Genomic DNA, 22,204 nt, shown 5'->3' with positions numbered 1-22,204 from the left:
GTGAGTGTGAAGGATCTGGTCGACACCACGGAGATGTACCTCCGGACGATCTATGACTTGGAAGAAGAGGGCGTCGTCCCACTTCGAGCACGTATTGCCGAACGACTCGAGCAGAGCGGTCCGACCGTCAGCCAGACCGTCGCCCGGATGGAGCGTGACGGTCTCCTCCTGGTCGCCGGTGACCGCCACCTGGAACTGACGGAGAAGGGCCGCGAACTCGCGGTGTCGGTGATGCGGAAGCACCGCCTCGCCGAACGACTGCTGGTCGACGTCATCGGCCTCAAGTGGGAAGAGGTCCATGCGGAGGCGTGCCGGTGGGAGCACGTCATGAGCGAGGAGGTCGAGCGGCGCCTGGTGGAGGTGCTCAACAACCCCACTACTTCGCCGTACGGCAACCCGATTCCGGGGCTCGCGCTGCTCGGGCTGGACCGCCCGGTCGATGCGCCCGAGACGCTCATCCGGCTCACGGACGTGCCGCCCGGCAAGCCGACCGCTGTCGTCGTCCGGCGTCTCGCGGAGCACGTGCAGTCGGATCCGGACGTCATCGGGCAGCTGCGCGAGGCGGGTGTCGTCCCGGACGCGCGCGTGACCGTCGAGACCAAGCCCGGTTCGGTCACCATCACGGTGCCCGGCCACAGCGGGTTCGATCTGTCCGAGGAGATGGCACATGCCGTCCAGGTGAAGCAGGTTCAGGGATAGTCGATGAAACTTCTGGTCACCGGCGGCGCCGGCTATGTCGGCAGCGTCTGCAGCACGGTCCTGCTCGAACGTGGACACGAGGTCGTCATCATCGACGACCTGTCCACGGGTAACGCCGACGCGGTGCCGCTCGGTGCCGAGTTCGTCGAGGGCGACGTCGCGGAGGTGGTGTCGGACGTGCTCGGCACGAGCGGCACCCCCCGCTTCGACGGCGTCCTGCACTTCGCGGCGCAGTCGCTCGTCGGCGAGTCCGTCCAGTACCCGGAGAAGTACTGGCGCGGCAACGTCGTCACCACGCTCGAGCTCCTGGAGGCCATGCGGCATTCGGGGACGCGGAAACTCGTATTCTCGTCGACCGCCGCGACGTACGGCGAGCCCGAGCACTCGCCGATCACGGAGGCCGATCCGACCCGTCCGACCAATCCGTACGGGGCGACGAAACTCGCGATCGACCATGCCATCACGTCGTATTCGGTGGCTCATTCGCTCGCGGCGACCAGCCTGCGGTACTTCAACGTGGCGGGAGCGTACAAGTCGGCCGGCGAGAACCGGGTCGTCGAAACGCATTTGATTCCTCTCGTGCTCCAGGTGGCGCTCGGTCAGCGGGAGAAGATCTCGATCTTCGGAACCGACTGGCCGACTCCGGACGGCACGGCGATCCGCGACTACATCCATGTGCTCGACCTCGCCGAGGCGCACGTGCTGGCACTGGAGTCGTCGATCGAGGGCAGGCACCGCATCTACAATCTCGGCAGCGGTGCGGGTTTCAGTGTGCGCGAAGTCATCTCGGCGTGCGCGCGGGTCACCGGGCTCCCCATCGCGGTCGAGGACGCACCGCGCCGGGCAGGCGATCCCGCCGTGCTGGTGGCGTCGAGTGATCGGGCGATCGCGGAACTCGGATGGCGGCCGGAGCACACCGACCTCGACGAGATCGTCGCCGACGCCTGGGCCTACCTGCAGGAGCTGGGAGACCGGTCGCACGCGGCACGCCGGTGACGCCGGCCCGGTCCGGGCTCTAGCGGGGCAGCACGACACCGATCGCCTCGGCTCGCTCGTAACCGACGTCGGCCAAGCCCCGCACCTCGGTCGGCCGGAGTCCCGAGTGCAGTGCACCGTCGAGCAGGGTGGCCAGTACGTGCCCCGGCTCCGAGTCCAGTGCGGCGGCCAGCGCGATGCCGGCGAACGGACCGTCACCACGAAGATAGGCGCTGTATCCGAGCAGCGCCGCCGCGTTCGCGCGTTCCGGGTCCGGGAGGTTGCGGGCGAGGAGAATCCACAGTTGCTCCGCGTCGTCGGCGTACGGGCCGACGGCCAGAGCGAGCGCGCTGTCCCGGACGGTGACATTGTCCAGTGCGAGCGCGAGTTCCGCGTACTCCGGCGCGAGGAGCCGCTCCCCGGACGACACCCGCGCGACGTGCGTCAGCACCAGTTCGAGCTCGAGACGGTGACCGCGCTCCGGCGTGGCCGACCGGCCGGCCAATTCCCGTCGCAGAAGCGATGATTGACGACCACGTTCGATGAGAGCGGCGATCTGCATCCGTTCGAGCACCGGGCCCGCCTCGATCGTGGCTTCCAGCTCCTCGCGCGAAGAGCGGATGGCCCTGCCCTCGACGACCCGCGCGAGCGCGACCCGCGACGACGTCGGATCGGACTGGGCTCCGCACCCACCGCCGCCGAGGAGGCTGAACCATTCGCGGCCGGCCGCGATTTCCGCCGTGACGAACACGTCGAGAAGTTCGGCCGGCGTGAATTCGAGGAGCTCCTCGAATTCTTCGACGATCGCGGACAGCTCGTCCAGGGAGATCGCGGCCGGGTCGGTGAAGCGGTCGTCGACGAGCACCAGGAGCACCCCGGTGGCCTGCTCCCTCTCGCAGACGGTCGCGAACTGACCCAACGCCGCGTACATCGGCGGGGTCGGCACGTCGCCGCCGCTGAGGACCAGGTCGTGTCTCATGACGGCTCCGACCGACGGGTTGCGCTCCCCGGACAGGCACACCGCCACGATCGACCGGGCAGGCCGGAATCCGAGCAGTGCGGGCACCGAGGCGAGAAGGTCGCCCGGGGCGGACAACGTGACGGTGTGCTGGTGCGGGGGCGGTCCCCCGCCGGGATCGTCGGAGAATCCGGAACCGTGCGGGAATGCGGGTGTCGTCATGCATCAGACTCTGACGGGTCGACGCGCCTGCGCCCGGCGGGCGAACTGGCGAAACACAGAGGGCTGTGGATGGGCCGTCGGTTGTGGACAACCGGGTCGCCGCGCCGCGCGGACGCGCCGTGAGGCCGCGAAGTCGTCGGAACCCTGTGCTAGGGCCCGCTCAGCTGTTCTGCACCTTCTGCACCGCGGCGGTGAACAACTCGTCGAGCGCGACGGTATCGGCCTTCGCGTCGCCGAACGACATGAAGGTCGCGGACACCCGCACGTCGCCCACCTGCGCGATCAACGTGACCATCGACTGGGTGACCTTGTCGCTCCCGTTGCCGGACTTGACGGTCCGCCGGAGCGCGAGGGTGTCGTCGGCCCGGACCGGAGGGGCAGGCGTGACCTCGGTGGTGACGGTGGACTCGGCCCCACTGTCCGTCACGGTGACCTCGCCGCACTTCTTCGTCTGCGCCGCCAGTTCGTCGAGGGGCGTATCGGTTCTGGTGAGCTCGACCGAGATCGTCGAACGGCTCGCGTTGTCCGTGCCCACCGCCATGACGGTGCCGGTCGGTCCGTAGTCCTGCGCGGGCGGCGCACAGTCCGCGGGGTCGACCACCGCGCCCTGCGGTACTCCCGTCAGGTCGGGTGCCGCCATCGACACGGCCTGGGCGGGCAGCACGATCGCCTCGTACCGGGCCGGGAAGTCGGCCGGATCCACCAGAAGCTTCGACAGTCCCTTGCCCGACGGCGACCCCGCCGCGATGGTCGTGCTCGGCTGCGCGACACCGGAGACCGTCGAAGAACATCCGGAGAGAATCGTCACCGCGGCCAGCGAGACCACCGGGACAACCAGGGCCGTCCGTACCGCTGTGCGCCGAGACCTCACCGTCGACCTCCCGTGTCGGATGTGTGGTGCTCCCACCCCGGGGAGCCTTTTCCGCCACTCTGCCACGCCGGCGCGCCGACAGCGGGGAGGCTGCGGCTCAGCTGCCGCGGGCGATCCACTCCTCCAGGTGCGGGGATTCGGTCCCGATGGTGGTTCCGTCGCCGTGCCCGGTGCGGACCGTCGTCGACGGCGGCAACGCGAACAGACGGTCACGGATGGACCCGATGATCGTCGGGAAGTCCGAGTAGGAGCGCCCGGTGGCTCCCGGACCGCCCGAGAACAGGGTGTCACCACTGAACAACTCCCCCGCCTCCGGCAGGTACAGGCAGCAGGAGCCGGGCGAATGTCCGGGCGTGTGGAGCACGCGGACGTCGGTCCCGGCCACGGCGATCTCCTGCCCGTCCTCGATCGGCGTGTAGGCGACAGCGGGGTGGGTCTGCCGCCACAACACGTCGTCGGCCGCATGGAGGTAGATCGGGGCGTCCAGTGCCGTGGACAGCTCGGGCGCCACGGTGACGTGGTCGTTGTGGCCGTGTGTGCAGACGATGGCCCTCACGTGCCTGCCGCCGACTGCCTCGACGATCGGGGCGGCGGTGTGGGCGGCGTCGATCACCACCACCTCGGAGTCGTCGCCGACGATCCACACATTGTTGTCGACGTCCCAGGTGCCCCCGTCGAGACTGAAGGTGCCGGACGTGACCACCCGGTCGATGCGCACGCTCACGACGCGACCGCCGATCGTCGAACCCGGCCCGCACATCTTCCTACCCGTGCCGACATCGCGCACCTCCAGGATCTCGTCCGTCTGGGACCGTGCCGTTCCTCACATTGCCACAGACCGTGCGCGGGATCTCGCTGTGGGCGAACACCGGAACGCCGCGGACGGGAATTATCGGTTGCCCGCGCCGTGTTCCCCCAGAGCAGGACCTCCGAGAGCAAAGTCCGACGTATCGATGCCGGAGACGATAGGGGACACTGGAGGCCAGGCACGAAGGAGAAGAGGTCTGTAATGGACGAACAGTCGAAGATGTACGAGCTGGAGTTCCCGGCACCGCAGCTGTCTTCCGCGGATGGCCAGGGACCTGTACTGATCCACGGACTCGAGGGCTTCTCCGACGCAGGCCACGCCGTCAAACTCGCCACGACGCATCTCCGCGAGAGCCTGGAGAGTGAGCTGGTCGCCTCCTTCGCGGTCGACGAACTCGTCGATTACCGCTCACGTCGCCCCACCATGACGTTCAAGGCCGATCACTTCTCGGACTACGACCAGCCCGAGCTGAACCTGTATGCGCTGAAGGACACGGCGGGCACCCCGTTCCTGCTGCTGGCCGGCATGGAGCCCGACCTGCGCTGGGAGCGGTTCACCACGGCGGTGCGCCTGCTGGCCGAGCAGCTCGGTGTGCGCCGGACCGTGGGCATCAACGCCATTCCGATGGCCATCCCGCACACCCGTCCGCTCGGGGTGACCGCGCATTCCACCAACAAGGACCTGATCAAGGATCATCAGCGCTGGTCCGGCGAACTGCAGGTTCCCGGCAGCGCGTCCTCGCTGATCGAGTTGCGGATGGCGCAGCACGGGCACGAGTCCGTCGGGTTCTCGGTTCACGTCCCCCATTACCTGGCTCAGACGGACTACCCGGGTGCCGCCGAGACCCTCCTCGAGAATGTGAGTGACGTCACCGACCTGGACCTGCCGCTGGCGGCGCTCGGCGAGGCCGCCGCACGCGTCCGCGAACAGGTCGACGAGCACATCGCGGGTAACGAGGAGGTACAAACCGTCGTCCACGCCCTGGAACGCCAGTACGATGCCTACGTAACGGCTCAAGAACAGCAGTCCACGCTCCTGGCCAGCGAAGAAGACCTGCCGAGTGGTGACGAACTCGGTGCAGAATTCGAGCGTTTCCTCGCCGAACAGGCCCTGCAGGACGGCGAGGGCGGCGACTCCGACGACGAGGGGGGATCACCGGGCGGGGCGTGACCGAGGAGCGGTTGTGCGGTCGCCACTCGGACACTGTGCGACCGCACGGTCCAGTTGTTCGGCCGAGAGCGGTGCAATAGCGTCGAGATGAAGCGGATGATTGAGCTGTCAACATTCGGGAGTGCACCTAGTTCAGGAGGCGACATGAGCGACACTCGCATTCGTAAGCTCAGGCCCGTTCCGAACGCCGAAACCCGCATGATGTTCCGCACGATCCACGGCTACCGCCGCGCGTTCCGCATGGCAGGCGAGGGTCCCGCGCTTCTGCTGATCCACGGCATCGGCGACAACTCGTCCACCTGGACCGAGATCATCCCGCACCTCGCCAAGAACTACACCGTCATCGCCCCCGATCTGCTGGGCCACGGGCGCTCCGACAAGCCGCGGGCCGACTACTCGGTCGCCGCGTACGCCAACGGTATGCGCGACCTGCTCTCCACCCTGGGCATCGACAAGGTCACCGTCGTCGGTCACTCCCTCGGCGGCGGTGTCGCGATGCAGTTCTCCTACCAGTTCCCGCAGATGGTCGACCGGCTCGTCCTGGTCTCGGCCGGCGGCGTCACCAAGGACGTTCACCCGCTGCTGCGGCTCGCGTCGGTTCCGGTGGTCAACGAGGCACTGAAACTGCTGCGCATTCCCGGCGCCATGCCCACCGTGCGTCTGGTGGGCAACGTGTTGAGCCAACTGAACGGAACGCGGTTGCGTCCCGGTGCGATGCTGCACGACACACCCGACCTGGTACGGGTGCTCGCGGAGCTGTACGACCCCACCGCCTACGAGGCGTATCTGCGCACCCTGCGCGCGGTCGTCGACTGGCGCGGCCAGGTCGTCACCATGCTCGACCGATGTTATCTGACCGAGAACCTCCCGGTGCAGCTCATCTGGGGCGATCAGGACGCCGTCATCCCGGTGAGCCACGCCCACCTCGCACACGCGGCGATGCCCGGCTCACACCTCGAGATCTTCCGCGGCGCAGGCCATTTCCCGTTCCGCGACGACCCGATGCGGTTCTTGCGCACCATCGAGAAGTTCCTGTCCGTAACCCATCCCCTGCAGTTCGACGAAGCGAAGTGGCGGCAGATGCTCGTCACCGGCGTCGGTGAGAGCACCATCACCGGCAGCGCGTCCACCCGCATGGCGGTCCTGGACGCGATGGGATCGGACGAACGCAGCGCAACATAGGCCCGGCGGCGGCGCACCGCGTTCCGGCTAGCCTGTAGCAGTGCTTCTCTCCGACCTGCTCCCCGAGAACGCGGATTCCGATTCCGTTTTCGACGCCTTCACCTCCTGGACCGAAGAACGGGGTCTGACGCTCTACCCCGCCCAGGAAGAATCCGTGATGGAGCTGGTGTCCGGGGCCAACGTGATCCTGGCGACGCCCACCGGATCCGGCAAGTCGATGGTGGCGGTCGGCGCCCACTTCTACGCCATGGCCACCGGCAAGCGCACCTTCTACACGGCCCCGATCAAAGCCCTTGTCAGCGAGAAGTTCTTCGCCCTGTGCGAGGTGTTCGGCGCGGAGAACGTCGGCATGATGACCGGCGACGCCGCCGTCAACTCACGGGCGCCGATCATCTGCGCGACCGCCGAGATCGTCGCGAACCTCGCACTGCGCGAGGGCCCCGACTCCGACATCGGTCAGGTCGTGATGGACGAGTTCCACTTCTACTCCGAGCCCGACCGGGGCTGGGCGTGGCAGGTCCCTCTCGTCGAACTCCCCCACGCCCAGTTTCTTCTCATGTCGGCCACCCTCGGTGAGGTCGACTTCTTCTCGTCCGACCTCACCCGCCGGACCGGCCGGCCCACCACCGTGGTGGCGGGCACCGAGCGTCCCGTTCCCCTCATGTTCTCGTACGCCACGACACCCGTGAGCGAGACGATCGAGGAACTGGTGACCACCAATCAGGCCCCGGTCTACGTGGTCCACTTCACTCAGGCGGCCGCCCTGGAACGCGCGCAGGCCCTGACCAGCGTCAACTTTTGTTCGCGCGAGGAGAAGGACGCCATCGCCGAAGCGCTGGGTGGCTTCCGGTTCACCACCGGATTCGGCAAGACGCTCTCGCGCCTCGTCCGGCACGGCATCGGCGTCCACCATGCGGGCATGCTGCCGAAGTACCGCCGTCTCATCGAGAAGCTGGCGCAGGACGGTCTGCTGAAGGTCATCTGCGGCACCGACACCCTCGGTGTGGGGATCAACGTGCCCATCCGCACCGTGCTCCTCACCGGGCTGACCAAGTTCGACGGCACCCGCACGCGGCACCTCCGTGCCCGCGAGTTCCACCAGATCGCGGGACGCGCGGGACGCGCCGGCTACGACACGCTGGGCACCGTGGTCGTGCAGGCCCCCGAACACGAGGTCGAGAATCTGCGTGCACTCGCCAAGGCGGGCGACGACCCGAAGAAGCGCCGGAAGGTGCAGCGCAAGAAGGCGCCGGACGGCTTCGTGTCGTGGAGCGAGGCCACATTCGATCGCCTCGTCGCCGCGTCACCCGAACCGCTCGTCTCCCGGTTCTCCGTGTCGAACTCCATGCTGCTCAACGTGATCGCGCGACCGGGCAACTGCTTCGCGTCCATGCGGCACCTCCTCGAGGACAACCACGAGTCGCGGCCCGCGCAGCGCAAGCACATCCTCAAGGCGTTGTCGTTGTACCGCGGGCTGATCGACGCCGGCGTGGTGCAGAGACTCGACGAACCCGACGCCGACGGCCGCATGGCCCGGCTGACGATGGAACTCCAGCGGGACTTCGCGCTCAATCAGCCACTGTCCCCGTTCGCCCTGGCCGCCCTCGAACTGCTCGACGTCGAATCCGATTCGTATGCACTGGATGTGGTGTCCGTGATCGAGTCGACCCTCGACGACCCGCGGCAGGTCCTCATGGCGCAGCAGCACTTCGCCCGCGGTGAGGCGGTCGCGCAGATGAAGGCCGACGGGATCGAGTACGAGGAACGCATGGAACTGCTCGAGGAGGTCACCTGGCCCAAGCCTCTCGCGGACCTGCTGTTCCCGGCGTTCGAGATGTATCGCGGTGGGCACCCGTGGATCACGGAGTTCGCGCTGTCGCCGAAGTCGGTCGTGCGCGACATGGTCGAGCGGGCCATGACGTTCGCCGAAATGGTCAGCCACTACGGTCTGGCCCGTTCGGAGGGGCTCGTACTGCGGTATCTCGCTGACGCGTATCGAGCCCTGCGCCAGACCGTTCCGACCGAGGCCCGGACGGAGGAGCTGGACGACCTCATCGAGTGGCTGGGCGAGCTGATCCGCCAGGTCGATTCCAGCCTTCTCGACGAATGGGAATCCCTCACCGACCCCGGCGCCGAGGGAGACGACCAGCAGGTCGCGTTCGGCGCCGATGTGCCGCGCCCGATCTCGGCGAACACGCGAGCATTCCGGGTGATGGTGCGCAACGCCATGTTCCGGCGTATCGAACTCGCGTCGCGGCGGCGGTGGGCCGAACTGGAGGGACTCGACGACGGCATCGACGCCGACGAGTGGGAGGACCAGCTCCAGCCGTACTTCGACGAATACGACTCCCTCGGCACCGGCCCCTCGGCACGCGGTCCCCAGCTGTTCCAGGTGGAGACCGCGCCCGAGCTGTGGCGGGTGCGGCAGGTCCTCGAGGACCCGCAGGGCGATCACGGGTGGGCGTTGACGGCGGTCGTCGACCTTCCCGAGTCCGACGCGGCCGGCGAAGTGATCTTCGACGAACTCAGCATCGTCGAAGGGTAGCGGTCAGGAACGCGGCCGGCGGGGCTGATCACGCCGCGCCGCGTTCTTCTCCTTGATGCGGACCGTCTCCTTGCGGACCTCGGCCTGGGTGGCGCGTTCCTGCTGCAGCCATTCGGGACGATCCGCCATCAGCGCGTCGATCTGCTCGGTGGTGAGCGCATCGGTGACGCCGCCCCGGGCGAGACCCGCGATGGACACCCCCAGCTTCGCCGCGACCACCGGCCGCGGGTGCGGGCCGTTGCGGCGCAGCTCGAGCAGCCACTCCGGCGGATCGCTCTGCAGTGCACTCAGCTCGTCGCGGGAGACGAGACCCTCCTGGAACTCCGCGGGGGTGGCCTCGAGGTACACACCCAGCTTCTTCGCCGCGGTGGCGGGTTTCATAGTCTGAGGGCTCTTGTGCGACGTCATGGTGTCAAGAGTAACGAGCGTGTGCGGTGCCGTTGACCAAGGCCGGTAGCCTGACGGGGTGACAGACGCGGATGCATCCCCTTCATTCCGGCTCGCGTATGTCCCGGGCGCGACCCCCACCAAGTGGGTGCGGATCTGGAACGAACGGCTGCCCGACGTCCCGCTCACCCTCGTCCCGGTGGCGGCCGCGGACGCACCCGACCAGTTGCGCGGCGGCAGGGCGGACGCGGGCCTGGTGCGGCTGCCGATCGACCGGACCGGTCTCAGCGCCATCCCCCTGTACACCGAGATCCCCGTGGTCGTGGCGCCGAAGGACCACGTGGTGGCGGCGGTGGACGAGGTGTCGATCGCGGATCTGGCCGACGAGATCGTGCTGCACCCGCTCGACGACATCCTCGTCTGGGACAGCGTGCCGGGACTGCCCGCCCAGGACCGCCCCGCCACGACGGCCGACGCGATCGAACTGGTCGCCGCCGGGATCGGGCTGCTCGTCGTCCCGCAGTCGCTCGCCCGGCTCCACCACCGCAAGGACCTCGTGTACCGGACGGTGTCGGACGGCCCGGAGTCGCAGATCGCGCTGTCGTGGCCCGAGGCCGAGACCACCGAGCTGGTGGAGGAGTTCATCGGCATCGTCCGGGGCCGCACCGTCAACAGCTCCCGGGGTCGCACCCCGACGCCGGCTCAGCCGAAGAAGAAGCGTCCCGCCGCGGCGGCGGCACGCCAGAAACCGGCCGCGGGGGCCAGGACGTCCCGGTCGGGCTCCGGAACGAAGGGCGGCAAGAAGGGCAAACCGCGGCGGCGGTCGTAGCTCGGACCGTCAGGCGGGCGCGGCGACCGACGCCGTCTTCGTGAGCAGGGCAGCGAGTTGCCCGTAGCCGTCCGCACGGGCACTGGACGAGCGGAACACGAGGCCGATCGTGCGGCCGGGCGCGGGAGCCGCGAAGCGGGCGGTCGCGAGCGGTCCCCGTCCGGTCTCCACCTGAACGGCGGATTCCGGCACCAGGGTCACGCCGAGTCCGCCGGCGACGCACTGCACCACCGTGGACAGCGACGTGGCGCGGGTGTCGCCCGCGACCGGGTGCGCGTCGACCGATCGGCACAGATCGAGGGTCTGATCGCGTAGGCAGTGCCCCTCGTCGAGCAGCAGGAGGGGAAGCGCGTCCAGCATCTGCGGCGAGACGTCGGTGCGTCCCGCCAGTGCGTGTCCCTGTGGGACGACCATCACGAAATCTTCTGTGTACAAGGGAATGTCGACGAGACCGCTGACGCCGCTCGGCAACGCCAGCACCGCGACGTCGAGCGCGCCCACTCGCAACGCCTCGAGCAGTCGTGCCGTCTGGTCCTCGATGACCTGCGGCTCCAGGGCGGGCATCTCCTCGCGCAGCGCCGGCAACAGGGCGGGCAGCACGTACGGGGCCACGGTGGGGATCAGTCCGATGCGCAGCGGTCCGGCCAACCGGTCGCCGACACCCGCGGCGGTCGCGACGAAACCGTCCGCGGCCTCGAGGATGACCTTGGCCTGACCGAGGAGTCGCTCCCCCGCCGCGGTGACGAGGACGCGACGGGTGCTGCGCTCGATGAGCTGCACACCGAGTCCGTTCTCCAGGGCGGCGAGCGACTGCGACAACGTGGGTTGGCTCACACTCAATCGTGCTGCCGCCGTGCCGAAATGGCGGTACTCCGCGACGGCTACGAACGCTCGCAGCTGCGACAGTGTGGGTTGATAATTCTGATCGGCCATACCTATCAGTCTAGCGCCATCCATCACCCCCGCCTTTCGACCCGAGGCCGGTGCCGACCCCTCCCACCGTCGAGGCACTGCGTCGAGGTCGACGAGCGATAAGGTGCATCAATGCCCATCCACGTAGATGTCGTCCGGGTGTTCACCGACGACAAAGGACGCCACGGCAACCCGCTCGGCATCGTCGACTCCTCGGCCGTCCCGTCCGAGGACCGGCAGTCCGTCGCCGCCGCACTCGGATACAGCGAGACTATCTTCGTCGACATGCCCGAACCCGGCGACGAGCACGCACGCGCCCAGATCTTCACCCCCGTCACCGAACTGCCCTTCGCCGGACATCCCACGGTCGGGCTGTCCTGGTGGCTGCACGAGCGCGGCGCCGCGGTCACCACACTCGACGTGCCCGCGGGCCCCGTCGCCACCCGCCGTTCCGGCGCCATCACCTGGGTGCGGGCCCGGCCGGAGTGGGCGCCCGAGTTCTCGCTGTACCCCATGAACAGTGTGCGCGAGGTTCAGTCTGCGGACCCGAAGAAGTTCGGTGCCGGACACCACTATCTGTGGGCCTGGACGGACAAGGTCGAGCACTCGATCCGGTCGCGAATGTTCGCCCCGGACATGGGCATCACCGAGGACGAGGCCACCGGAGCCGCGGCCGTCCGGATCACCGCACACCTCCGGCACGCTCTCCTGATCACGCAGGGCAAAGGATCCGAACTGCGCACCACCTACGATCCCGCCGGGTGGATCGAGGTCGGTGGACGAGTCCACCCCGAGAAGTCACGCACCCTCTGACGACGGCCGCCGGCCTCGCCCCGCGCTGAGGTCGGCTTCGCTCAGGGTCACCTCGATCTCCCGGCCGAGCGTCACCCCGGGAGCGAGGGGCAGCCTGTCGCCGCTCCAGAACTTGCCGGGGTCGTACCAGTTGGTGCGCCTGCGCGCGCTGATCAGCCCCATCTCCTCGTACGTCTGCGCGACCACCTCGGCACAATAGGCACTTTCGAGGCTGCCCGACTTCTCCTGCCTGCGTCCCGTCCCGGGCAGGCGCCCGCCGAACCACCGTGATGCGAGTTTCGCGGTGGACGGGAACGGGGTTCCGTCGAGCCGTGCGATCGTCCGCAGCAACGCGTCCTCCTGCTGCGGCGTTGCGGGTTCGGCGAGCTGGCGCAGCCATCCCCGTTGCCCATAGCGCGCACCCCACACCTGGACCGCGGCGCGCAGGTCATGGAGTTGCACACCGCGCTGAAAGCGTCCCGTCCACATGTCCTGCAGCGAATGTCCGAGCTCGGCGTGCCACATCAGCGGCGGCAGGTCCTCGAGGACCACCGACATGCCGACGTGGTTGACCGGACTGTTCGTCAGCGTCTGAATGGCCCTGTCGGCCGGAGACTCTCCGCGGAAGATCCAGATATCGCCGGTGCGCGTGACCTCGACAGCGCTGTCGAGGTCGATGGTGGAGCTGTGTCGTCGTGCGTCCGTGTGCCGTGGCGCGTCCATGGGCCCTAGCCTAGAAGGATGCGACCGCGTGGCAGGCAATGGTGGAAACTTCTCGGACTCGCCGGTGTGGTGGGTGTCGCCGCGACCGGGGTCGTCGCGGTGCGCGCGGATCGGCACCGCAAGGCGTACACGCCCGACGAGGTCCGCGCGCGTCTGCACGAGCGCTACACCCGTGCGTACGCGGCCCACGACGGGCAGACGGAAATCGACCTCACCCCGCCCACCTGGCGGGACCGTGTCACCGGTGCCCTGCGCCGCTTTCGCAGGCGGGGCACCGGGACCGATCAGCCCAGTGCCCGGCGGATTCCGTCCGCGAGCTGAGCGACCTGCTCGTCCGTCATCACGAACGCCGGCGAGATCTGCATGGCACCCTGACCGGCCGCGCGCCCCGAGATCCCGTGTTCGCGCAACGTGTTCACGAACGGGAGCGCTTCCGCCGGATCGGCCAGCTGCACCGCCGCGACCGCACCGAGACCGCTGCGCACTTCCTCGACCCGCGGATGGTCGGCGAGAGGCGCGAGGTGCTCGTGCAGTGACGACTCGAGCCGCTTCGACTCCGCCAGCAGATTCTCGCGCTCGATGATGTCGAGGTTGGCGAGTGCCGCCGCGGCGGCACCCGCATGCCCACCGTAGGTGTAGCCGTGCCGCCACCAGACCCCGCCGGCGAAGAACGGCTCGGCCACGCGCGGGGCGATGAACACCGCACCCATCGGGACGTACCCGGAGGTGAGGCCCTTCGCCGTCGTCATCATGTCGGGCTGCAGGTCGAATCGCGTCGATGCGAACCACTCGCCGCCGATACGGCCGAATCCCGTGACCACTTCGTCGACGACGAACAGGATGTCGTGTTCGCGGCAGATGTCGCGGACCTCCGCGAGATAGCCCTCCGGCGGCAGGTAGACGCCGCCCGCACCGATGACGGGCTCGCAGAAGAACGCGGCGATCGTGTCGGCGCCGATCTTCTCGATCAGTTCGAGCAGGCTCTTGGCGTCGTTCCAGGCGACCGTGGCGGCGTCGGCCATCAACTCGCCGTAACCCTCGCGGTTGGCGGGGATGCCCGCCAGCGCGGTGCCCGCCACGTGCATCCCGTGATAGGCCTTCTGGCGGCCGACCACGATCGTCTTGGACGGCTTGCCCAACTCGTGCCAGTAGCGGCGGGCAAGCTTGGCCGCCGTGTCCACGGAATCCGAACCACCGGACGTGAAGAAGATCTTGCTGCCGGGCACCGGCGCAATGGTCGCGAGGCGATCGGCCAGGGCCGCCGTCGTCTCGGGGACGAAGTCACCGAAGTTCGAGAAATGGGCCACGGTCCGCAACTGCTGCGCGACAGCGTCCGCGATCTCCGCGCGGCCGTGCCCCACGTTGGTGAACCACAGACCTGCTGTCGCATCCAGGTAACGGTTGCCGCGATCGTCCCAGATGTAGGCGCCCTCGCCGCGGGACACCACGAAGGCGCCCTTCTGTTCCACCGCGCCCATGTCCGCGAATCCGTGCCACAGTGCCGACGCCATGCTCATCCCTTCGTGAATCCCCGCCCGAAGGCGACTATGCCACGACGCCCCGCAGAGGATCGTGCCGCGTCACTTCTCCGCCAGGGCGGTGGGGTGTGGCTCGGTGTCGACTCCCGGAATCCCGCGACCGCGGATGGACGCGCCCGCCGTCTCGGCCACGAAGTACAGCGCGACGAGGCCGATCGCGCACGCGGCCATCATGTAGAACGCCGGCATGAGTGAGTTGCCGGTCCATTCGATGAGCAGTTCGTTGACCGCAGGGGCCGTGCCACCGAACACAGACGTCGACACGTTGTAGGCGATGGCGAATCCCGCGAACCGCACGTGGGTCGGGAACATCGCCGGGAACGTCGCCGAAATCGTGGACAGCTGCAGGACGTACAGCAACCCGAGCACCGCGAACGCGAGGATCGCCCATCCGAACCCCTGACGCATCAGCAGGTACATCGGGACGGCGAGCACGATCAATCCCACGAGCGAGCCGTACCACAGCGGTTTGCGGCCGACCCGGTCCGACAACCCGCCGGCGAACGGAATGACCGCCATCATCACTAGCTGCCCGACGATGAACAGGGTCAGCGACGCGGTCGACGTCAGGCCGATCTGCGTCTCCAGGTATGTCGGCATGTAACTGAGCAGGGTGTAATTGGTGACGTTCAATGCGATGACGAGGCCGCCGAGCAGCAGCAACGGCTTCCAGTATTCGGTCACCAGGTCCTTGAACTCGTGGGTCGGCGTCGACTCGACCTCGCCCTCCGCATCCAGCTCCCGGAACACGGGTGTCTCCTCGAGCTTGGTGCGCAGGTAGAGGCCGATGAGACCCATCGGTCCGGCGATCAGGAACGGAATACGCCAGCCCCAGGTGGACATGAACGGGTCGGTGGAGAGCAACTCCACCACCAGGACCACGATCGCGCCGAGCGCGTATCCGCCGAGGGTGCCGAACTCGAGGAAGCTTCCGCAGAAACCGCGTTTGCGGTCCGGCGAGTACTCGGCCATGAACGTTGCCGCGCCGCCGTATTCGCCGCCGGTCGAAAAGCCCTGGATCATGCGCAGCAGCACCAGCAGCAGGGGCGCCCAGAAACCGATGACGTCGTATCCGGGCACGAGGCCCACGCAGAACGTCGCACCCGCCATCAGGATGATCGTCAGCGCCAGAACCTGGCGGCGTCCGAGCCGGTCACCCAGCGGACCCCACACGAGGCCGCCGAGCGGTCGCACGACGAACGACACCGCGAACACGAGCAGGGCGTAGAGGGTGGCCGAACCGGTGTCACCGGGAAAGAACGCTGCCGAGATGTACGACACGGTGAACGCGTAGACACCGTAGTCGAACCATTCGGTGGCGTTGCCCATTGCCGACGCCGCGATCGCGCGACGGAGAACACCTGGTGGGAGGGTTTCCTGCTCGGCTGAAGAACTCGCAAATGCCATGTGATCCCGCCTCCTCGGGTCGGTTTCGCGTTCACTCATTGTGGCCCGAGTGGCACGTGTTGTCGCGGCTTTGCCCTTTGCGGACGTGGCACGGAGGCCCACCGACACCGTCTCGGTGACGGTGGGCGGCCACCGTCACACGGGTACCCGCACCCCATGACCAGCCGAATCATCGCCATCGCCGTCGACTGCCGCGACGCGGAATCACTGGCACGATTCTGGTGCGCCGCACCGGACTACCCGTCGACCCGCCGATGGAAGGACGCGTACGGGCTCGAGTACGTCGAATCGAACGCGCCCGGGTCCCCGTCACTCGTGTTTCAGCCCGTCGACGACCCGAACGTTCCCTGGGCGGTCCTCGCAGACCCCGAGGGCACGAATTCTGCGTGCTACCGGAACGTGGAGCCGACGACGGGACGCCCACGTAGCCCGCGCCACCAGGCCGCGGGCCCGCCGTGGGCGACCCAGTGCCGTACGTGGTCCACGTAGTCCGCCGCCACCCGGACCCACTCGCTCCAGGCACTCGGCGTGGGAAGGGTTTCGACGGAACGGGTCAGGAGGCGATCGATCGCGTCCGAGACGAGCTCGGCGCGTTCCAACTGCACCATGTGCCCCGCACCCGGAACCTTCACCAGCTCCGCGTCCGGCAGATGCCCGGCGATCGCCTTCGAATACCGGAACGGGGTCAGGAGGTCGCGATCGCCGCAGACCACCAGCGTCTCGATGGGTGCGAGCAATGGCACCGCCGCCGTCTCGTCGTGATTCTTGAACGACGGCAGGAAGTCGACGAGGGTCTTGAGGGACGTGTCGTTGATCATCTGCTCGGAGTGCCACATGATCGCCGGACTGATCCTGCGGTCACCGAACGACGCCGACCTCAGGATCGGCGCCAGCACCCTCTTGCTCGCGCCGCGACCGGTCTGCACCACCCGCGGCAGATGCCGGGCCGCGGTGCTGAATCCGGCAACGACCGGCGTGTTGAGGGTCCGCGCGAGCCCCACGTCACCCAGCTTCTCCGCCGCGGTGGCGATCAGACCCACCCCGACGACGCGGGAGCCGATCAGATCGGGATGCTGTCCGACGTACGACAGGACCGCCATGCCGCCCATCGAGTGGCCGACCAGCACGATCGGACCCTCGGGGACGAGCGCACGGATCACGGCGTCGACGTCCCGCGCGAGATGCGGGATTGTGCAGGTGTCGCGACGCGGGACCCCGGAGTCGCCGTGCCCCCGCAGGTCGAAGAACACCATGCGGATCGTCGAGCCCCACGCCTCCTCGAGCTGAACCCGCTGGAAGTGCCACCCGGTCATCCGATTGCAGAAGCCGTGGACGAACACCACCGTCAAGGGCGCGAACGCCGGACCCACCTCGCGCACCGCGAGGGGCACACCGTCGTCGGCGGCGACGACACTGCCGCGGTCGCGGCCGAGCAGGTCGAAGTTCTCGCCTGCGAACTCGTCGAACATAGTCTCCCAGCCGTTGCCGAAGTCACGGATGATCGCGCGGACGCCTGTCGTGTGGAGGATAGCGCGGTGCGCGAATCGTCTGCGCGCAGCTTCGCCCTACCGGTCTTCGCCGTACCGCCGGCGCGCACCGAGACGTCCCACCGCGTTGACGGCGAGCGCCATCAACGCCATCGCCGGCAACAACACGACCGCCGTGACGGCCAGCTGGAGGTACCCCTGCTGTCGGGGGTCCAGGAACGGATACGGGTACCAGTCGACGATCGGACCCCGGATCAGGGAATAGGCGCCGTACACGGCCGGGAAGACCAGCCAGCTGAGGCTCTGTGCCTCGGAGATCCGCACCCGGGACGGGGCCACCACCCAGTCGACCAGCAGGACGAGCGGCAGCATACGGTGCAGGGCCGTGTTGATCCAGGCGTCCTGCAGCATGACGTCGATGTTCGCCAGCAGCACCGCGTACACGATTCCGGTGATGACCATGTACAGCGTGGTCGCGCCCCGGAACAGCTGCCAGCCCCGCGACTGCGGATCCCGGACCGCGCCGACGAGCAGGACGACGGCCGCGAGGATGTTGCTCTCGATGGTGAAGTAGCTGAGGTAGTTGGCCAGGGAGAAGTCGTCGCTGCCCGCGCTGCGGAGCGGAATCCACAGCACCGCGATCAGCCCGTAGACGGCGAAGACCGCCCGCAGAACCCGAACGATCCTCTGACCCCTCAGGTCCGTGACGACGGCAGCGTCCATCCGCCGATATTCGCACACGGGCGGGCGCGGCACAGGGCGATCCACCGGGTTGGCTAGGCTGGGGTGCAGCATGTCCACCACAGCACCCAGCCGGCGGGAACTGAAGAACAGCCTCGGCGAACTCACTCTGCGCGACGAACACCGGCTCCGCCGGCGACTCGACCGTGCGCGCACACCCGACGCACTCGCGTCCCTGTCCGACGAGATCGCCGCCGCCCGCGGACGCATCGCACGAAGACTCGACAGCGTCCCCGTCATCGAGTACCCTGACTCGCTGCCCGTCAGCCAGCGCCGCGACGACATCGCGAAGGCGATCGCGGAGAACCAGGTCGTCATCGTCGCCGGCGAGACAGGCTCGGGCAAGACGACGCAGATCCCGAAGATCTGCCTCGAACTCGGCCGCGGCGTCCGCGGCCTCATCGGACACACCCAGCCCCGCCGTCTCGCGGCGCGGACGGTTGCCGAACGCATCGCCGAGGAACTCCGCAGCGAACTCGGTGAGACCGTCGGCTACACCGTGCGATTCACCGACCAGGTGTCGGACGGCACGCTGGTGAAACTGATGACCGACGGAATCCTGCTCGCCGAGATCCAGCGCGACCGGATGCTGCGCCGGTACGACACGCTCATCATCGACGAGGCCCACGAACGCAGCCTCAACATCGACTTCATCCTCGGATACCTGCGACAGCTACTCCCGCGCCGGCCCGATCTGAAAGTGATCATCACCTCGGCCACGATCGATCCGGAACGCTTCGCGCAGCACTTCGCGACCGACGACGGGGTGCCCGCGCCGATCGTCGAGGTGTCCGGACGCACCTTCCCCGTCGAGATGCGTTACCGCCCACTCACGGTGGACGTGGGCGACCAGACCTTCGACCGCGACCCCGTCGACGCGGTGTGCGAGGCGGTCGAGGAACTGTCCGGCGAGGGCGACGGCGACATCCTGGTCTTCCTCTCCGGCGAACGGGAGATCCGCGACACCGCCGACGCGCTCCGCGACCGCAGACTGCGCGGCACCGAGATCGTGCCCCTGTACGCCCGGCTGTCGGCGGCCGAACAGCACAAGGTGTTCACGCCCCACACCGGGCGGAGGGTCGTGCTGTCGACGAACGTCGCGGAAACCTCCCTCACCGTGCCCGGCATCCGGTACGTCGTGGACCCGGGAACCGCCCGCATCTCCCGCTACTCGGTGCGCACCAAGGTGCAGCGCCTGCCCATCGAACCGATCTCGCAGGCGTCCGCCCGCCAGCGTTCCGGGCGTTGCGGCCGTGTGGCCGAGGGCATCTGCATCCGCCTCTACTCGGAAGAGGACTTCGAGGCGCGGCCCGCGTTCACCGAACCGGAGATCCTGCGCACCAACCTCGCATCCGTCATCCTGCAGATGACGGCGCTCGGCCTCGGCGACATCGCCGCGTTCCCGTTCGTCCAGCCGCCCGACCCGCGGGCCGTCCGCGACGGCATCGGCCTGCTCGAGGAACTCGGGGCGATCGAACGGAAAGCCCAGAACGAGCAACCCGTCCTCACCGCTGTCGGACGCGAACTCGCGCAGATCCCCGTCGATCCGCGCATGGCCCGGATGCTCGTCGAGGCACACCGGAACGGCTGCCTGGCCGAGGTGCTGGTCATCGTCTCGGCCCTCTCGATCCAGGACGTGCGGGAACGTCCCGCCGAATTCCAGCAGGCAGCGGACGAGAAGCACGCCCGGTTCACCGTGGAGAACTCTGACTTCCTCGCCTTCCTCGAACTGTGGAAGTACCTGCGCGAGCAGCGGAACGAGTTGTCGTCCAACCAGTTCCGCAAGATGTGCCGAAACGAGTTCCTGCACTGGCTGCGCATCCGCGAATGGCAGGACCTGCACGGCCAGCTCCGGCAGATCACCCGCGGGCTCGGCTGGGACACCACCGATACCCCGGCCGGCGAGGCTGCGATCCACCAGTCCCTCCTCGCGGGACTGCTGTCGCACATCGGACTCCGAGAGGGTGACAAACGAGACTTCCTCGGGGCCCGCGGAAGCCGATTCGCGGTCTTCCCCGGCTCGAGCCTGTTCAAGAAGCCCCCGCGATGGGTCATGGCCGCCGAACTGGTCGAGACGTCCCGGCTGTGGGCGCGGATGTCGGCCAGGATCGAACCCGAGTGGGCGGAGAAGCTGGCGCCGCACCTCGTGAAACGCACCTACTCCGAGCCGCACTGGTCGTCGAAGCGCGGCGCCGCCATGGCCTACGAACGCGTGACGCTGTACGGGATCCCGCTCGTCGCCCGGCGTGCGGTCACCTACAGCACCATCGATCCCGAGACGTCCCGGGACCTGTTCATCCGCCACGCTCTGGTGCAGGGCGAATGGCAGACGCAGCACAAGTTCTTCCACGCCAACCGCGCCCTCCTCGAAGACGTCGAGGAACTCGAGCACCGCGCCCGCAGGCGCGACATCCTCGTGGACGACGACACCCTCTACGACTTCTACGACCAGCGCGTCGGCCCGGAAGCGGTCTCCGCCCGGCATTTCGACTCCTGGTGGAAGGTCGCCCGCCGCAAGAACCCCGACCTACTCACGTTCACCCAGGCAACGGTCGTCAACGCCGAGTCCGCCGCAGTACTCGGCGGCGAGTACCCCGACGCCTGGCGCCAGGGCGACATGCAGTTCCCCCTCACCTACCAGTTCGAGCCCGGCACCGAGGACGACGGCGTCACCGCCCGCATCCCGATCGCGCTGCTGGCGGGCCTGCGCCCGGTCGGCTTCGACTGGCTGGTCCCCGGCATGCGCGTCGAACTGGTCACCGCCCTGATCAAGACGCTCCCGAAGACCCTTCGCCGACAGGTGGTTCCGGCACCGGACTTCGCGGCCGCCGCACTGGCCGCCGTGAAACCCCGCTCCGAACCGCTCACCATGGCGATGGCCCGCGAATTGTCGCGACTCGGCGCCTGTCGCATCGATCCCAAGGACTTCGACGTCACCGCGCTCCCCGACCATCTGCGCATGACGTTCGCCGCCGTGGACGAGAAAGGTGCCGTCCTCGGCCGGGACAAGGACCTCGTGTCGCTGCGCAAGTCGCTCGCTCCCCGCGTCGAGGTGGAGGTGGCGAAGGCGGCCTCGAATTCGGAACGGCCGCCCGCACTCACGTGGACCCCCGCCACCCTCGGTTCACTCGAAGCCACCGTGACACGCGAACTCGGCGGCCAGAAGGTCACCGGCTACCCCGCCCTGGTCCCGGAGGGTGACGGTGTCGCCGTCCGCGTGCTCAGCACCGCGGCGGCGCAACGATCCGCTATGCGCGCCGGAACGCGGCGGCTGCTGCTCGCCGCCGTTCCCACCCAGGCGAAGACGGTCACGTCGGGGCTGAGCAACGCACAGCGACTGGCGCTCGGACAGAACCCCGACGGCAGCCTCGACGCACTGATCGACGACTGCCGCAACGCGGCCGCGAACCAGGTGATCGCCGCGCACGGCACGCCGGTGCGCACCCCGCAGGAGTTCGACGCCCTCGTAGCGACGGCGCGCGCCGAGATGGCCCGGAACGTGGCGGTGCTCCTGCGACTGGTGTCGCCGGTGCTCGAAGCGGACCACCGGCTCACCGTGGTGCTGGAACGCGCGACCGGTGAGGCCGCCGACGACGTGCGCGAACAGCGGCAGTCGCTGCTGTTTCCCGGATTCGTCGCCGACATCGGTGCCACTCGCCTCCGTGAACTGCCCCGCTACCTCGCCGCTGCGGCGGCCCGTCTCGACGCTCTTCCCGGGAGCGCACCGCGCGACCAGAAGGGAATGGACGTCCTCGACCGGGTGTACGCCGGATACGAACGCATGCTCGCGGGCCTGCCGGAAGAACGACAGCACACACCCGAGGTCGACGCCATCCACTGGATGATCGAGGAACTGCGGGTCAGCCTGTTCGCTCAAACACTCGGAACACCGATCCCCGTCTCGGAGAAGCGCGTGATCAGTGCAATGGAGAAGGTGCGCTGACGCGCAGTGCAATGG

Annotated in this window: 20 protein-coding genes; 10 read left to right on the top strand and 10 right to left on the bottom strand. The window is 68.3% G+C overall.

Features of this window, described 5'->3' with window-relative positions; genetic code table 11:
- Window positions 1-6 precede the first annotated feature (6 nt).
- Together RHA1_RS33280 and galE are read left to right on the top strand one after the other, a co-directional pair.
- On the top strand, window positions 7-699 hold the full coding sequence (locus RHA1_RS33280; RefSeq protein WP_005240804.1) for an iron-dependent transcriptional repressor DtxR: 693 nt from the start codon (window positions 7-9) through the stop codon (window positions 697-699).
- A 3-nt stretch (window positions 700-702) separates the two neighbouring features.
- Complete coding sequence (gene galE / locus RHA1_RS33275) at window positions 703-1,695, top strand: UDP-glucose 4-epimerase GalE (RefSeq protein ID WP_005261105.1); 993 nt, start codon at window positions 703-705, stop codon at window positions 1,693-1,695.
- A 19-nt stretch (window positions 1,696-1,714) separates the two neighbouring features.
- Here galE and RHA1_RS33270 read toward each other — a convergent pair whose 3' ends face one another.
- The 3 genes from RHA1_RS33270 to RHA1_RS33260 form a co-directional block, all read right to left on the bottom strand.
- Entirely contained in the window at window positions 1,715-2,854 is a 1,140-nt protein-coding gene (locus RHA1_RS33270) for a DUF4192 domain-containing protein (protein ID WP_009480064.1), read from the bottom strand.
- A 160-nt stretch (window positions 2,855-3,014) separates the two neighbouring features.
- On the bottom strand, window positions 3,015-3,680 hold the full coding sequence (locus tag RHA1_RS33265; protein WP_009480061.1) for a DUF5642 family protein: 666 nt from the start codon (window positions 3,678-3,680) through the stop codon (window positions 3,015-3,017).
- A 142-nt stretch (window positions 3,681-3,822) separates the two neighbouring features.
- On the bottom strand, window positions 3,823-4,449 hold the full coding sequence (locus RHA1_RS33260) for an MBL fold metallo-hydrolase (protein WP_029537522.1): 627 nt from the start codon (window positions 4,447-4,449) through the stop codon (window positions 3,823-3,825).
- A 285-nt stretch (window positions 4,450-4,734) separates the two neighbouring features.
- Here RHA1_RS33260 and RHA1_RS33255 point away from each other — a divergent pair, with 285 nt between their 5' ends.
- The 3 genes from RHA1_RS33255 to RHA1_RS33245 all read left to right on the top strand — a co-directional run bounded on the left by RHA1_RS33255 (window position 4,735) and on the right by RHA1_RS33245 (window position 9,430).
- Window positions 4,735-5,703, top strand: a complete 969-nt coding sequence (locus RHA1_RS33255) for a proteasome assembly chaperone family protein (RefSeq protein ID WP_009480059.1) — start codon at window positions 4,735-4,737, stop codon at window positions 5,701-5,703.
- A gap of 144 nt (window positions 5,704-5,847) precedes the next feature.
- A complete protein-coding gene (locus RHA1_RS33250; RefSeq protein ID WP_005240793.1) occupies window positions 5,848-6,885 on the top strand; it encodes an alpha/beta fold hydrolase in 1,038 nt (345 codons plus the stop codon).
- 40 nt (window positions 6,886-6,925) lie between these two features.
- Entirely contained in the window at window positions 6,926-9,430 is a 2,505-nt protein-coding gene (locus RHA1_RS33245) for a DEAD/DEAH box helicase (RefSeq protein ID WP_009480058.1), read from the top strand.
- 3 nt (window positions 9,431-9,433) lie between these two features.
- Here the strand turns inward: RHA1_RS33245 and RHA1_RS33240 are convergent, their stop codons facing one another.
- The gene (locus tag RHA1_RS33240; protein ID WP_011598590.1) at window positions 9,434-9,838 is read right to left on the bottom strand and encodes a DUF5997 family protein; all 405 of its coding nucleotides are present in this window, start codon (window positions 9,836-9,838) and stop codon (window positions 9,434-9,436) included.
- A 58-nt stretch (window positions 9,839-9,896) separates the two neighbouring features.
- On the opposite strand from RHA1_RS33240, the gene RHA1_RS33235 reads away from it, so the two are divergent.
- Complete coding sequence (locus tag RHA1_RS33235) at window positions 9,897-10,646, top strand: LysR family substrate-binding domain-containing protein (RefSeq protein ID WP_011598589.1); 750 nt, start codon at window positions 9,897-9,899, stop codon at window positions 10,644-10,646.
- Between the two features lie 9 nt (window positions 10,647-10,655).
- Here RHA1_RS33235 and RHA1_RS33230 read toward each other — a convergent pair whose 3' ends face one another.
- Window positions 10,656-11,579 (bottom strand): hydrogen peroxide-inducible genes activator, encoded by a 924-nt coding sequence (locus RHA1_RS33230; RefSeq protein WP_011598588.1) that lies wholly within the window; start codon window positions 11,577-11,579, stop codon window positions 10,656-10,658.
- 111 nt (window positions 11,580-11,690) lie between these two features.
- Here RHA1_RS33230 and RHA1_RS33225 point away from each other — a divergent pair, with 111 nt between their 5' ends.
- Window positions 11,691-12,371, top strand: a complete 681-nt coding sequence (locus tag RHA1_RS33225) for a PhzF family protein (protein ID WP_011598587.1) — start codon at window positions 11,691-11,693, stop codon at window positions 12,369-12,371.
- Here RHA1_RS33225 and RHA1_RS33220 read toward each other — a convergent pair.
- Window positions 12,357-13,073: a C40 family peptidase gene (locus RHA1_RS33220; protein ID WP_009480053.1), complete on the bottom strand. Its 717-nt coding sequence runs from the start codon at window positions 13,071-13,073 to the stop codon at window positions 12,357-12,359. The genes RHA1_RS33225 and RHA1_RS33220 overlap by 15 nt on opposite strands.
- A gap of 18 nt (window positions 13,074-13,091) precedes the next feature.
- Here RHA1_RS33220 and RHA1_RS33215 point away from each other — a divergent pair, with 18 nt between their 5' ends.
- The gene (locus RHA1_RS33215; RefSeq protein ID WP_009480052.1) at window positions 13,092-13,394 is read left to right on the top strand and encodes a hypothetical protein; all 303 of its coding nucleotides are present in this window, start codon (window positions 13,092-13,094) and stop codon (window positions 13,392-13,394) included.
- Here RHA1_RS33215 and RHA1_RS33210 read toward each other — a convergent pair.
- Window positions 13,358-14,590 carry an aminotransferase family protein gene (locus RHA1_RS33210; RefSeq protein WP_011598585.1) on the bottom strand — a complete coding sequence of 411 codons (1,233 nt, stop codon included), beginning with the start codon at window positions 14,588-14,590 and terminating at the stop codon, window positions 13,358-13,360. The two genes, RHA1_RS33215 and RHA1_RS33210, sit on opposite strands and share 37 nt — an antisense overlap.
- Window positions 14,591-14,653: 63 nt before the next feature.
- A complete protein-coding gene (locus RHA1_RS33205; protein WP_009480050.1) occupies window positions 14,654-16,018 on the bottom strand; it encodes an MFS transporter in 1,365 nt (454 codons plus the stop codon).
- Window positions 16,019-16,174: 156 nt separating this feature from the next.
- Between RHA1_RS33205 and RHA1_RS46600 the strand changes: the two genes are divergently transcribed.
- Window positions 16,175-16,507, top strand: a complete 333-nt coding sequence (locus RHA1_RS46600; protein ID WP_237723765.1) for a VOC family protein — start codon at window positions 16,175-16,177, stop codon at window positions 16,505-16,507.
- Here RHA1_RS46600 and RHA1_RS33200 read toward each other — a convergent pair.
- Complete coding sequence (locus tag RHA1_RS33200; protein ID WP_011598583.1) at window positions 16,408-17,487, bottom strand: alpha/beta fold hydrolase; 1,080 nt, start codon at window positions 17,485-17,487, stop codon at window positions 16,408-16,410. The two genes, RHA1_RS46600 and RHA1_RS33200, sit on opposite strands and share 100 nt — an antisense overlap.
- A 96-nt stretch (window positions 17,488-17,583) precedes the next feature.
- The gene (locus RHA1_RS33195) at window positions 17,584-18,228 is read right to left on the bottom strand and encodes a Pr6Pr family membrane protein (RefSeq protein WP_009480048.1); all 645 of its coding nucleotides are present in this window, start codon (window positions 18,226-18,228) and stop codon (window positions 17,584-17,586) included.
- 70 nt (window positions 18,229-18,298) lie between these two features.
- Here RHA1_RS33195 and hrpA point away from each other — a divergent pair, with 70 nt between their 5' ends.
- The gene (hrpA, locus tag RHA1_RS33190) at window positions 18,299-22,189 is read left to right on the top strand and encodes an ATP-dependent RNA helicase HrpA (RefSeq protein WP_011598581.1); all 3,891 of its coding nucleotides are present in this window, start codon (window positions 18,299-18,301) and stop codon (window positions 22,187-22,189) included.
- Window positions 22,190-22,204: the final 15 nt, after the last annotated feature.

This window comes from Rhodococcus jostii RHA1 (assembly GCF_000014565.1).
Classification (GTDB): domain Bacteria; phylum Actinomycetota; class Actinomycetes; order Mycobacteriales; family Mycobacteriaceae; genus Rhodococcus_F; species Rhodococcus_F jostii_A.
The sequence above is the reverse complement of the archived record's forward strand: the minus strand, read 5'-3'. Positions and strand labels throughout refer to the sequence as shown.

What these genes read in the sequence shown, in the direction of transcription:
- RHA1_RS33225 (WP_011598587.1), top strand. Translation starts at nt 11,691, where the DNA reads ATGCCCATCCACGTAGATGTCGTCCGGGTGTTCACCGACGACAAAGGA.
- RHA1_RS46600 (WP_237723765.1), top strand. Translation starts at nt 16,175, where the DNA reads ATGACCAGCCGAATCATCGCCATCGCCGTCGACTGCCGCGACGCGGAA.
- RHA1_RS33220 (WP_009480053.1), bottom strand. Translation starts at nt 13,073, where the DNA reads ATGGACGCGCCACGGCACACGGACGCACGACGACACAGCTCCACCATC.
- RHA1_RS33255 (WP_009480059.1), top strand. Translation starts at nt 4,735, where the DNA reads ATGGACGAACAGTCGAAGATGTACGAGCTGGAGTTCCCGGCACCGCAG.
- RHA1_RS33240 (WP_011598590.1), bottom strand. Translation starts at nt 9,838, where the DNA reads ATGACGTCGCACAAGAGCCCTCAGACTATGAAACCCGCCACCGCGGCG.
- RHA1_RS33230 (WP_011598588.1), bottom strand. Translation starts at nt 11,579, where the DNA reads ATGGCCGATCAGAATTATCAACCCACACTGTCGCAGCTGCGAGCGTTC.
- RHA1_RS33200 (WP_011598583.1), bottom strand. Translation starts at nt 17,487, where the DNA reads ATGTTCGACGAGTTCGCAGGCGAGAACTTCGACCTGCTCGGCCGCGAC.
- RHA1_RS33250 (WP_005240793.1), top strand. Translation starts at nt 5,848, where the DNA reads ATGAGCGACACTCGCATTCGTAAGCTCAGGCCCGTTCCGAACGCCGAA.
- galE (WP_005261105.1), top strand. Translation starts at nt 703, where the DNA reads ATGAAACTTCTGGTCACCGGCGGCGCCGGCTATGTCGGCAGCGTCTGC.
- RHA1_RS33215 (WP_009480052.1), top strand. Translation starts at nt 13,092, where the DNA reads ATGCGACCGCGTGGCAGGCAATGGTGGAAACTTCTCGGACTCGCCGGT.
- RHA1_RS33195 (WP_009480048.1), bottom strand. Translation starts at nt 18,228, where the DNA reads ATGGACGCTGCCGTCGTCACGGACCTGAGGGGTCAGAGGATCGTTCGG.
- RHA1_RS33205 (WP_009480050.1), bottom strand. Translation starts at nt 16,018, where the DNA reads ATGGCATTTGCGAGTTCTTCAGCCGAGCAGGAAACCCTCCCACCAGGT.
- hrpA (WP_011598581.1), top strand. Translation starts at nt 18,299, where the DNA reads ATGTCCACCACAGCACCCAGCCGGCGGGAACTGAAGAACAGCCTCGGC.
- RHA1_RS33270 (WP_009480064.1), bottom strand. Translation starts at nt 2,854, where the DNA reads ATGACGACACCCGCATTCCCGCACGGTTCCGGATTCTCCGACGATCCC.
- RHA1_RS33210 (WP_011598585.1), bottom strand. Translation starts at nt 14,590, where the DNA reads ATGAGCATGGCGTCGGCACTGTGGCACGGATTCGCGGACATGGGCGCG.